This window comes from Thermogutta terrifontis (assembly GCF_002277955.1).
Lineage (GTDB): Bacteria > Planctomycetota > Planctomycetia > Pirellulales > Thermoguttaceae > Thermogutta > Thermogutta terrifontis.
On sequence record NZ_CP018477.1, the window covers coordinates 2,488,740 to 2,501,579 of the forward strand.

A 12,840-nucleotide genomic window follows, 5' to 3' on the forward strand; every position below is an offset into this window, starting at 1 on the left:
GTTTATTTGCCCCCGGCTGCCCAACGGGCCCGCAGTAACCTGCTTCATTGTGTGGCATTCACAAGTTGTTTCAGTTCTTCGCACGCCTGGAGGCTTCTCTTGATTTCGTCAATCGCGACCGTTCGAACGTCTTCGAGCCACGGCTTAAATAGAGCTTTAAAAAAGTGCTCCTCCAGAAAAGCTTGCAATTTGTTTGATCGCTGAGCCACCCAGGCTTCGTGAGCTTTTCGGCCAATCTCGTCCAGTTTCTTCAGCAAGGTTTCCCGCACCGTATGGGCCAGTGCGCTGCCCCCAACTCCTGCTAAGGTCAATGCCCCGATGGTCCAGATTAAGCCGCCGGTGGTCAACAGGTCCACCACGAACAGGCCGGTCCCCACAGTCCAGACAGCGTCGTCCAGAGTGGCCATCCACCGCGCGAACGCTGGATTCTCCTCGAGAAACTTCTCCACGTCTGTTCGCACGGCCTCTTGCCAGCCACTGGATGGTCTTGGCCAAGGTCGGGCGAGAACACACCTAATGAGTTCATGAGTTTGTTCGGTGGAAAATGGCCTTTGACCAGAATTCGAATCTCCGAATGATTGTTCTGGCAGGCTTTGGGAAAATTCTCCCCGTATTCTTTGAACATATTCCTTGACTCCGCCCCGAAACTTCTCCTTTTCCAGTTCCACGAGCGGTTTTCCCTGTTCTCGGATGACCTCTGCTACGGCCTCAGTGCTATCTTTTATCGCTTGAGGAGTCACCAGTTTGCCGACAGCTCTGTTCATGCTCCGTAAGACCCCACGAACGACCCCTGAAGTTTTTTCTCGAGCGAGCTCTGCAATAAAGTTCATAAGGTCCTGTAGGGGATAGATTTCGCTTACCACTTTTTTCACCAATTCGTCTAATGATGTCCTGGCATCCTCGAGAGCGTTGCTGATCTGCTCAATACACAGCTGCCCGAGCTTCAAGAGCTCTTCGCAGGCCAGTATCGCGACATAAATGGACTCGACCAACCCGGCGAGAATCAACTCCTCGGCTGGTTGACCGCGGATCAGATCCAGAAAGGGGGGCTGGTTCGCCTCGAGCGGCTCGATCCGAAGTGTGTCTCCTTCGCCAGTAAGTCGCGGGCTGTAATAGCAGAGGCTCCCCTTGAGAAACTCGTGAAGGGTCCGACCGTCCCGGCGAGTTTCGCCAAAGACTTTCTGATCACCAGTTTTTTTCAGGAGGTCCTGCCATATCTCCGCAGGGTTTTGATCGGAGATCTTGGTCAAAACGTACACCAGCCTACTGCTCAGCTGGCAGCACCAAGCAAGCGTCTCCACCGTGCACTTATCAAGGTAGCTTTCTGGGTAGGTAAGAAAAATGGTCAGCTCTGCCCGAGACAGCATTTGCTTGGCCTGCTCCCAATTGGCGCATTCGACAGTGTTGAAGTCCGGCACGTCGGCCAGTATGAAAGGCAGCGAATTTGCCCGAGATTTCATGGGGGCGAAAAAGATTCGCCCGTCTCCTTGCGTCTTTTGAGCCACTTCTTCCGGGTTTCGAAGCGGCACCACCCTCCTATTGGGAAATACAAGCTGCAACACATCGGGCTTGGAAAAACTCTCGGGAACGGCCACAACCGAATGATAGGTCATGGGGCGGATGACCTCTCCTGCGGGAACATCGATTCCTGTTAACCAGCGGAAGAGAGTGCTTTTTCCCGCTCCGCTTGGGCCAAACATGGTCACCACCAGCGGGGGTTGCAGTCCTCGCTGCCGAAGCTGGCAAAAGGATTCATAGCGACTTTTCATCGCATCGAAGCCTGGCACGTCCGTGTCGCGCTTCAGTCGGTTAACCACCAAATGGCGGACGCGCGGAATCATTTTCAGCAACTGAGCCATCGCATTTTCGTAGGTGCGAAGTTTTTGCTCGAAGTCCCCGCACTGCATGGCTACCTCCGACATGACGCAACCGAGATCTGAATATTTCATTGCTTATAGCTCAACACAGTGGTGTCGGGTAACACCAATCCAGTTTTGGCACGGCAGGTGCCACCCACGGTGATGGTACCAGTCGCCCCTGGAGTTACGCTGAAACATGTTTGCCGGAATTCTATTAATGGCTAATCCGTTTTCACTCTTACAGTCCTTGACGTATCTACGCACGAATCGGCAGACAAATAACAAACCACCGGACAAACAGGAAAAGAAAGTCGGATTGGGACGGCTCCCGGCGCCATCGGCTAGGAAACCGAAAACATAGGCAAAATGCGCGGTCTACGTAAATAGTACAAGGAAACTCGTCCGGAAGACGGTTGGCTCCGTTTTCCCAAAAGCAGATCAGCCCATTCATTCGATTGGCGAATCACTCCCCTGCCCTGCTGCTCTCCGCCGTGGTGGCGACAATCCGCTCGCCACATACGAGAATGCGCGTGTCACCTTTTTTCATGGCAAGAGGAATGCTGGGGCCTTGACCGAGACTTTCCCCGGTTAGGTAATCCCAAACGTGCGTAGGCATTCCCGTATCGATTGTCAGAACCCCATCACGAGCGGCGTGTACAGCAATGAAGGGCCCATTTGCATAAATATTGGCATCTTCCTGGCAGAAAAGATGTACCCCCGCCTGCCTGGCAGCCAGCCGGAGCAGTTCGCTTGTGAGATTGGGAACTCCCACAAACAGGGAAGGACCATCGGGAAGCCGTCGCAAAACGACCGCCGCTGCCCCGTTGGGATAAGTAGCAAGAATTTCCCCTGGTCTCGCATCGACCACCGCGAATAACGGCTGGATTGGGCGTTTCACCCCAAAGGCTTCAGTCAGGCCCAACTGTCGTCCGCGGTCCGTAGGTTCCGCCCAAGCCGGTGTCCCAACGAGTTCCTCCAGTTCAAATCCCGTCAATTCCTGCATGGCCGTTTTTGGATCCTCGCGTTCAGTCAAAAATCCCGGTGCGTAGCACCAGATTTTCAGCTTTCCCGCGGTTGTTTTGCGCAATTGGTCGCGTTCCCCCTTCGAGAGATGCCAGGCGGCCAGAAACACCAGCATTTTTGCTGAGATTTCGCCGTGCAGCACATCGAAAAGGAGGTATTGTCCGTAGGGAGTACCCATACGGCCGAGGGGGCGTCGCACCTCGTAAATCAGAGGACGCGTCACCACATCGCTTCCAAAAGCCGCGTGCAAGATGCTCTTCTCGTCCACCACTGCTGCTACTTCCGGGGTGAATGCTGGGCCAAGGGTAAGCATTGTTTTATCCAGCTGCTGGAGATTGCACATCACCTTCCAGAGCTCAGGATCGTCGAACCAGCCGGTGGCCCCAAGATCCATCCACCATGTCCCAAAATGCCGCAGGGCAACCTCTGCTGTGTTCCGCAAAAGCAGCGACTGCGAGTCAGGAAGTGTGTCGGCACCATCGATCCACCCAGGAAAACGACTATCCTTGGCCAGATACGTTCGGGTATCGTCTTCGAACAACCACAGCTTTCCTGCCCGCATGACACTTTCTGCTGCCGACATGGCAGGGGCACTTCCGCCAAGCCCTCGATCCCAATAGGAAATCGGTGAACAGAGAATATCGATATCCGGCGAGCGAAGGACTTTTGCGAGCGCATAATGACCCGATGTTGCGGCTCCATTGTGAATTGCGCCAAATTCGAAAGTGTACCCGTAAAAGAACACCACCAGCTTTCGCCCCTCGGAGGCGTCTCGAACCGTCTTCGCGAGGTGGCAGACACAGTCGGCCATCATGTCCTGCTGAAATTCCGCAAAATCGATCAGGTCTTGCTCGCTCCTCGGCCGATGCAGCAGACCCGAGGGTTGGGAGCGTCTGCGTTGAGGTGTGGGGAGATCCACTGTGCTGAGTCGAACGGCTGGATTGTCCCAGGCCCGCTGCAATGCCTCGTCGGTGGCGTATTTTGACTTGAGCCACTGTTGCCATGCTTCCACCGTGACCGGTGAGTAGTCGCTCAGGGCATTTCCCCACGTATCCTCGTAAAACCACTCACCCGTGTTTTGTCCGCAGGGATGATATCCTGCCACGTGGTCGCCCCAAACTTGTTCCAAATGGAGTACAAGGTCTCGAAGGCGTGCGGCGGCCTCCTCCCGATACAGCGTCGAGGCCACCGATGCCGGCACGCGGTCCTGGCCCGGTTGATCCCATTTCATCGCATGATCAGGATGTGCCGCGATCCACCAGGCCGGTGGATCCATCGGAATTCGGGGAATGAGCAGGGCGTTTGCGTTGCTCTCCAGAACCTCGCGACAGATCACGTCGACAGCCGTCCAGTCAGGTTTTTCCCCGGGCTTTGGCCAGGGCATTGGTACTGGAAAGCTCACCAGGTTCACTCCTGCCCGCGCAGCGAGCCGAACTTGAGAAGGAAACGGGCCCGGTGGTCCCCCCAGAAATACAAAAGGATTGCCTGGCCGATATACAGCAATACTGACCTTGCGTTCCGTGTCCGCCTGGAGCCAGAGGGTCACACGATAGCGGTGGCCGCGGACAATCGGGAGAGACGGCCGGGAGTAAAGATGAAAGTCGGGCCATTGGCCGCCGGGTGGCTCCTGGAGACGCACAGCCAGGCACCCGGTTCCATTCTCGCCCGAATCCTTGCGACGCTCCACATGTCCGACCGTATTTCGCTTATCTGGTGGCCAAACATGCCAGTTCGCGGAAAATTCGGCGTCGCTTTCAAAATCACACGAAAACAACTTTTCGCCAGTGGCAGCATCCACGATTCGGACGCTGTCAATGAGAATCAACCCTGGCAAAGAGCCAAATCGCAAATGGAGCGTTGCTTGACCCTCGCCATCTTCCAGGGCCGTGAATTCGAACGTGATCTCCCGGCCGACTGGGCCCGTGCGAACAACACCGCGGCCCGGGGCTCCCCAAAAAATCCGCGCCGCAACTGGCTGGCCATTGATCACAAGGCGAGGAATACCGTCGATGACGCGCACCCGGGCCGTGCGGACAGGAGCGAGTGTTGAGTCGGCCTCGTCCGCCTGGCTGGGTAAAAGCACCGTCACAACCGCGATCCAAATCCCCGCAAGCAATGCCCACCTCGTATTTCTGACATTCCAGAAACCACCCTGCAAAAAACTTCCAGACATGGGCTTCTTGTGTGTCATTTCTAAACCCGTCCTCTGCGTTACCATCCGAAACGTGAATTGTGTACAGGCGCCACAAAAGTGCGAGATTGTAAACATGCAGGCAAACGCCCCGATTATCGAACCGGGCTTGCCGCATGTCCAGACCGTGGGACTCTGCCCCATCCCCACTTTTTGTATGGGCCTGTAGGAAGCCAAAGGTTCGAAGTGCGGCAGGGGCAACTGATGAATTGCCCGTACGGTTAACCAGGTATTGAAGTGAGCGGACAAAGATGGGCCCGTTGAATTGGACTACCCAGCGTCGGAACGTGGACCCGGCAAGCAGGTCCCTCCAAGCTGAACTTCATTCCCACGCAGGATCGCGGCGAGGCCCGGGCTCGTTACCGGCGGGAGAGGAAAAGCGGGGATGACCCAGCGAGGGGCTGTCATCGGCTCCCACCCGCCTGCACACCAAATACTCGAGGAGACTTCTAATTTTGTAATTTTGTCCAAACACTTGACGACTTTTCCGGTGGGCTCTTGACAAGCACGCCTGGCGTGAACACAGTAGGAGCACTTTGCGTTGGGCGGCATTCCGGAATGAAAGCCGGAGTGCCGGGACTAGGCATGTGCACCTCTTGCCCTTGGGAGAATTTGACAATGAGACAGCGCTGTGACTTTTCGACACTGCATAATGGCTCGTCACCTTTGATGGAACGTCACCATCGGGATGGAGCGGCCAATATGGGGGTTGCACGAAAGACACATGGTTTGAATCTCCGTGTTTGGATGATAGCCCTCGTGCTCATCGTTGGCGCGGCACTGTCGGGAAATCACATAAATTCTGCGGTGGCTGAATCTGGTGGACCTTCCGCCGCACCTCCCGCCGCGCAGGCTCAAGGAAATCCACAAGCAGGGCAGCCAGCCGCGACGCAGCCTCCAAGTGCCGCGGCTGAGAAGGAAAGCGTGCCGCCTTTTCGACCACGATTACCGGCCTATTACGGAAGAGTGGTCGACGAAAAGCAGCGGCAAAAGATCTACGACATCCAACGAAAGTATCACGCCCAGATAGCCGAGCTACAGAGGCAACTCGAAAAACTCATCGCGCAGCGTGATGCGGAGATCGAGGCAGTCCTCACACCCGAACAAAAAGCAGAAATCCAAAAAATGCGGGAAGGAGCGGCCGCTCGGCGGAGCAATAGCGCCGCATCTCAGGGTGAGCAATCGGCGGCCCCGTCAGCGCAGCCGTAACCGGCCTCGGAAGACTGCTGGCCAACTGGCTCCAGGCTGGAAGCCCGTTCCCGGAAATTCCGATTTTTCCGACCTCCGGCAACCAATTGTTCTCGGTGCCCAATAAACGTGCACCTGGATAATACTGGGACTTTAAACAAGCGAAATCGCGTCTGAGCCGTCCCCACTTTTCCTCCGGCGAAGGGTCGCACACGTCCAAACAAGTTCGCGTCAACCCGGAGGGACATGCTGTCAAGTCTACTTTCAGAGGGACGTGCTCGTCACGTCCGCTTTCCAACGTTGGAACATGTATTACGTTCCGGCGGGCACGACGAGCGTGCCGCTCCGTGTTGGCCGCATTCCGGGGAAGGCATTCCCCATTGGTTGAATTGGAGGGCCCGGCTTCACCCAGGCCACGCCACTGGTAGGGGCAATTCACGAATTGCCCCTAAAACAGTTTGTATTCGTGGCATGCCACGGGTTTTTGCAAAAGTAAGTACGGTTTAGAAATTCAGAAACCGCGTGGCTTGACTTACCACCCCGACCGTGCTAAATTGACGGCCGCTCGCAAATGGGGCGTGTTGATTTTCGGGCAATGCGTTCGAGGCAGGACTCAAGGGGAAGGAGGGCCAGTCGGAATGTCAAGAAAGAGGACGTGGGCGAGTCTTATAGTTTGTAGTGGCGTGGCTGTCAGCTTTGTAGCCATATTAGCCTTTGCACTTTGGTGGTCCCAGCAAGGTTTGCGCAATACCACTTCGCGCAATCAGAGCAAGCCAGCGGCAGCGACCGAAGTCCGGGCGGAGTGGACCAAGGAACCTGTTCAACCGTCCGCTGGGTCTTCTGAAGCCTCAAACTTGCACGGAGATTTTTCTCGTCCCACCTTGCGACCTGACCCGGAGATGTTCGGCAAGCCAGAGTTGATTCCTCTCACACCGGGAGCAGGAGTGGGCAGTTTATCTCAGCCTTCACTGCCAATCGGGTCGGAAAATATCGAGGCGCAGCCGCCGTTGTCTCCTAATCCAAGTGGATATGGTGATTTACCAACCGTGCCGAATTCGGCCTGGAACTCGCCGCTATCCCCTCCATCTGTTCCGCTCAGCCCGAAATTCCAGGAGACTGGAACCGTGCAAAACTTGCCTCCCCCGTCTTCGTAGCATTTTCCAGCGGGAGGAGCTCCGCAATGGTGACTTCCTCTGCGGGTAACGGCCACTGGCCTTCCGGTTGGACCTCAGAATTGTCGCGAATTGCTGCATGCCCCAGGTGCTTACCGGTCAGGAGAACACATCGGGACGGGGCACAAACCGGTGCACCCGCGTAAAACTGGAGAAATCGCATTCCCTCCGCTGCCATACGATCAAGATTGGGAGTGTGGATTTTCTTCTGTCCATAGCAACCCACTTCTCCGTAGCCCAGGTCGTCAGCCAGAATGAGCACAATATTTGGCTGGCGGCCTCGCGATTCTGAAGTAGCCGTTGTGTCCGACGCAGTTTCCGCTCGCGTTGTTGTTCCCTTTACTTCAACAGATATTGTGGAACGACCAGTCGCGGAAAGCTCGTCAGCCGATAAGTTCCCCGTTTCCGCAGCCATGGCAATGAACTGAACAAGCGCAATAACGAATAGCATGTGAGCAAAAACTTTTTTCTTCAGATAAAATCCATTATTGCAGACGAAGCACCCACACATGGTTGTCCTCCAATAAATAATAATTTTCGGGTCATATCGCTTGAATTACTCGACATCTTTACGGATTATGTCTTTCATCACTTGGATGACCTGTCACGAACAATACGTCCTGCCAAAAGCTCAAAACAGGGACGGTTCCGCGAATGGCAATATACTCGTCTTCTAAAACTCCCTGTGTCGGTTGCTTTAATTCCAGACAGAGCGTTCGCGAGGAACTTGTCGCCTCACTCACGAAGGAACGCACATCCTGACATCCTTGTATCTCCCAAAGGATTGCCGCCCCTTCCGTCAGCCGCGCACCGACACATTCTCCGGGCGGGTCCCCCTGGACGCCTAGCCCTATCGGAGTATCAGGCGGAACGAAAAGATAAAACCGCCCTCGAGTTCCAATCATGTGGATGATGCCTCTATTCCCCACAATTCCTGCATAATGGCTTGTTGCAACCAGGCGAAGACTATTGGGCCCCGGCTCCGCTTCTATCTTGTAGACGCCCGTCTTGGATGCGAAAAACTCAATGCGGGTCTGTGCCTGAAACCTAAGCTTGGCTTGCTGAACCGTCTCACCAGATGGTCCACGGACAAGAAGCGGCAGATCGCGGCCAGTATTCTGACCCACCTTTTCATAGGCAAGCTCACAAACGACCCGCTCTCCCTGCCGAGCGAAAATTGCATATTGAGCATTTTCGCGCAACCGGTGTGGAGGAACCGCAAGGATGGTCTTGGGAGAAACCGGTTCTTTTTCCACTCGCAACCTATCCGTGGAAATGATGGGCAAACGACGAATGGGATCGCAGGGAAACGATCTGTTGAGCCAGTTTTGATCGACCAGGATGGTTTCCTGGCCCTTTTCCCGAGAAAGCGTGATCGTTCCTTTAATGTCAGTCAGGCAAACACCACCCGCATTTTGAAAAGACAAAAAAGGTCGGTCGATTCTATCGGTGATAATCACATTTTCCAGAGTCAGTCCACCTAAGTCATTCTCATCACCAGGTCGAGATACGAAAAGGATCGGCGATGGAGAAACGGGACGCTCCGCTTTTTCAACAATTCTGCAATCTTTAAGACGAATTTGCAGCCTCCCGGCCGGCTTCGACCGCACAATCATTCCCGCGGTCCCGGAGTCCTCAAAACAGCAGTTGATAACCTCGACGACGCCCCGGACGGCCTCTGCATCGGAATTTCTGGCGACGATACTCAGAGAACCGGCGTTGGTCCCCTGCGTATGACAGTTTTCTAATCTAATGGAGATTGGGCGTGAATCAGCATTTAACGCTCCGGCGTAGACATGGATCGCATAACCGCGATTGTTCTCGATGAGACAATTTCGCATCACACAGTTGACGAGAACCTCGCCTGGCCGATTGGGTTCAAAATCGATTCCCGCCTGGGGTGGCGTTCCCGCGGTGTTGCGGAGCGTCACGTTTTCGATGAGCAAATCTTCGGCAGTTATGACACTAATCCCCTGGCGGTAATTGCTGTCACAGATGACATCCCGAATAATGATGTGCCTGTTTGGTTCGCCGTTCCGACCGGCCCCCAGATATATACCATCTCCGCCACTCTCGCGAAGCACCAGTCCTTGAACGACGACGTTCTCGCACCCTCGCAAGCTCAGGCAATGCCGCCATTCTGCCTTCTCGTATGGTGGTCGAGCATAATCCTCCCGCCACATGCGAAATACAGCGCCATTGCCAACGATGGTGAGATTTTCCTGGTTTGTGGCTGTGAATAAACAGTCTCCTTTTCCTAAAAAGGCTCCCCGTTTGGCTATGACTTCTACCCCCTGCTCGAAGATTATTTCCTTGTTGCCAACGAGTTCGATTTTGTCGACGATCCATGGGTGCGGCATCTTGGGGACGATGACCTTCCTGGCAGGCGAACGCAGCGCCGCTTGCAGGGCCTTCGTGGAGTCCTCCGCGTCAAATCCCCACCACGCTGCGTTCGCCACTTCGCGTTGACCAGCCTCCACTTCACGAATCGCTTGATCGTCGGGGGGTACCAACACCCCAGGACGTTCTTCCGCGCCACTTTCTGTCGCAACTGCAGCAAGGAAGGCCATTAAGGCTATCCAGGCCGTATGCCGGTGAACATGAGTGATCATGGTCGAATCCCCATCATTATTCTGTTCACTTCTGCACCGACTAATCGTAATCCACCTTGCGGCTCCCGTCCGACTGCGAATGGAAAACGGCGTCTTCTGGAATGAGCAACGTCTGTGGGCTGCACGCCAAATACGGTGGAACATCATACAATTCCACCACGCATCGCAATCCGGAAAGTTGGAGGCTCCAGATCTGGCCGTCGGTCCCGTTGGGGACTTCCACGCTCTGTTGGGCGGACGGCAGGATACTGTGATTGGCCATCGCGGAGTCAGCCCCGTACGTCCGTTGGTCTTCCTCGACGATCACAGAAATCTCGCTCCCGGCAAGTACTCGGTCGTCAACAATAACTCGTCCATCGGGGGTATTAATTCGGAGCTGGGTCCACGGGTCGCCTCCCGATACGATCCCCACCACGAAGTGCCGAGTGCCTTGAGGGACGTAAAAGTAAAGCCGCTCGTTCATCGCGGGCAACCAGAAACGAAGCGGTACAGCCTTGGGGGCACCGGGCGTATCTGCCCGGGCTGCCCTAAAAACAAACGGTCGATTACCGATGTCCACCCGGGCAGCGCGCCAGAAATCGGTTCCGGGATTCAAAGTGTAAACACCGTTTTGAGGAAGTTTCACCGTCGCCTGCGCTGGCTCGCCTTTGGGGGCTTCCACGTGTCCCGTGGCAACTATCGTCTCTTCCGTTCGCAACGTCCAATCGCATGAGATTGTGTGCCCTTTGTCGAACGGTTGCCAGGAAATGGTCAATTCTTCCCCTGCTCGCCCCTGAAAAACAATTTCCCCGCTTTCAATCGCGGGCAGCGCCGACTTTGTTTCCTGCCAGCTCGCCACGGCGTCGGGCACCAAGTCTGTCACCGGACGCAGCGGACCACGCCAGATCCGGCCTTCTATCTCAACAGCCTGAAGGTCCGCATATCTTTTGAGGTCCTCTTGTCGGAATTGGGTGACCTCCTCGTGAGTTGGAATATTCTGCTTCTGGGCGGTCCACGCCTTGTGAGCTTCCCTGAGGTTGAAACCCTCAACGAGTGTGAGTGCCCGAAATCGCTCATCAAACCACGACGAAAACAGCATTGGAAAAGTGTGGATCAAGCCAGTATCCATAATCCGGTGGGAAAACACGACACATTCCTTTGCCCGCGCGATGATCTCTTCGGGGGGCGCGACCACGAGGCGGTTCCATTGGTTGTGGCGGCTGGACTGATCATATTCCAACCACAGTCGCAACCAGTGCAGATACATGGCCACGCGATCCAACCGTGCTACGATTTCCGGCGCGGATGTAGCCCGATAGGCGGCGTCGAGATCCTCCATGGCAAGTTTCAACGATCGTGGCGAAAATCGCTCACCACGGCTCCAGCGCGTATAGAGTCGCCGCATAGGTGCCGCTGCCTCACCGAATGCTTTTGTGCAAAAATCCTCGAACAGGGATTGCGCGTCCTGTTGGGGGTTCCACATCAAGTGGGCTGCCATCCAGTAACCAGGTCCATTGGGCCCCCAGTTACACGAGGATTCTGCGTCGTAGGTCGAAAGACCGAGGCTATGATAATTTCGAATGGCTGTCGCAAGCTCAAAATCTCTCCCAGCTTTTGCCGCACCGGGGAGGTCCCAATCCCAGGGATAGACGCTGAAATAGTCATACACGCCGACCTGGGCGCCACACTGGCGAAAGGCACGAATTTGATCTTCCCACGACAATTTCGTGTAACGAAAGCCCGTTGTGACTTGGACGTAGACGTTGGGCTCAAGTGCGAAACTCGGTGGGTCCGCATGGTGAGCGTAGGCATAGAGACCGACATATTTCCCGGGGAACTCCTTTTGTACAGCTCGGGCGACCAAATTGGCTAAAAAGAATACTTGATCGCTTACCGAGCCGTTCCCGATTGCCCGACAGTTGGGGCATTCGCAATAGCCGCCTCCATCATTCGGCTCGACGGAAACCATCGTCTGTTCCGGGTGACGCCGGAGATATTCCAGGACGGCCTCCACAAATTGCTGCTGCACTTCAGGGTTGCTTACACAGAGCTGAGGCGGTTGCCGCTTTCCTTTCACCAGGGCAAACCATTCGGGATGGGAGTCAAACATTTTGACCGGTATATATCGCTCCCAGGCGTGCCCACAGTCCACGCGGAACGCTCCGCCCTGGCGGTTGTGCCGCATCCAGGCATCGTAATCTTTTTGTAACTGAGGAGTTCGAGGTCCCCACCCATACCAGATCCGTCGCCAGGCAAAAGCCGGTTGTTCCACCTTGCGAATTTGCACTGTGATATCCCGACAATGCGGCGTCACAGTCCACACCGGATCCGGAAAGTACCAGCGGAATCCCAGTTCCTCCAAGAACATGTATACCGCGTGAGAAACCCCTGCCGGGCTGTTGCCCAGGAGCCAAAGGCGCCCCCTACTGGTGCACACAGCCACTCCCTCAGGCCCCATCGCATCAAGCCCAAACGCTTTTGCTTCCTCTGGAAAATCCATCGCCGTTCCCACAACTATCGCAGGGGAAGGGAGTGGACGGTCGGGCTCCCAGGGGAGGCGTTCCAAGGAGGCTCCCGTCGCCGCGGACAGCGCGTCGTGAAGTTCGTCAATCACCAGTTTCAGTTCGCTTTGTCGCCCTGCAGGAAACACAAGGCGGGCAGATGCCGAACCATTTTGGACCAAGGCGACGGATTCTGGAGCCTCAGTCGATAGAGCTAGCGGGCAGTAATTTATTACTAAGATGCCAACCATTAATGGAATAAAGCGTGCGATCCGGAATGCCATAATTTGGTGCCTTATTCAGAATTTCCTGTTC

The 12,840-nt window shown here is 55.3% G+C and carries 6 protein-coding genes; 1 reads left to right on the forward strand and 5 read right to left on the reverse strand.

Annotated features, from left to right (window positions below):
• Nucleotides 1-44: 44 nt before the first annotated feature.
• Nucleotides 45-1,907, reverse strand: coding sequence for a hypothetical protein (locus THTE_RS09265; RefSeq protein ID WP_095415173.1), 1,863 nt, complete (start codon nucleotides 1,905-1,907; stop codon nucleotides 45-47).
• Between the two features lie 415 nt (nucleotides 1,908-2,322).
• Nucleotides 2,323-5,073 (reverse strand): beta-galactosidase, encoded by a 2,751-nt coding sequence (locus tag THTE_RS09270; protein WP_157731988.1) that lies wholly within the window; start codon nucleotides 5,071-5,073, stop codon nucleotides 2,323-2,325.
• A 618-nt stretch (nucleotides 5,074-5,691) separates the two neighbouring features.
• Between THTE_RS09270 and THTE_RS09275 the strand changes: the two genes are divergently transcribed.
• Entirely contained in the window at nucleotides 5,692-6,282 is a 591-nt protein-coding gene (locus THTE_RS09275; protein WP_157731989.1) for a hypothetical protein, read from the forward strand.
• A 1,074-nt stretch (nucleotides 6,283-7,356) separates the two neighbouring features.
• Here THTE_RS09275 and THTE_RS18675 read toward each other — a convergent pair.
• From THTE_RS18675 to THTE_RS09290, 3 genes are read right to left on the reverse strand one after another with little or no spacing between them, the layout of a single operon-like run.
• The gene (locus THTE_RS18675) at nucleotides 7,357-7,944 is read right to left on the reverse strand and encodes a sulfatase-like hydrolase/transferase (protein WP_420823845.1); all 588 of its coding nucleotides are present in this window, start codon (nucleotides 7,942-7,944) and stop codon (nucleotides 7,357-7,359) included.
• A gap of 58 nt (nucleotides 7,945-8,002) precedes the next feature.
• Nucleotides 8,003-10,045: a right-handed parallel beta-helix repeat-containing protein gene (locus tag THTE_RS09285; protein ID WP_157731990.1), complete on the reverse strand. Its 2,043-nt coding sequence runs from the start codon at nucleotides 10,043-10,045 to the stop codon at nucleotides 8,003-8,005.
• A gap of 40 nt (nucleotides 10,046-10,085) precedes the next feature.
• Nucleotides 10,086-12,707 (reverse strand): DUF4838 domain-containing protein, encoded by a 2,622-nt coding sequence (locus THTE_RS09290; RefSeq protein ID WP_157731991.1) that lies wholly within the window; start codon nucleotides 12,705-12,707, stop codon nucleotides 10,086-10,088.
• Between the last annotated feature and the right edge of the window lie 133 nt (nucleotides 12,708-12,840).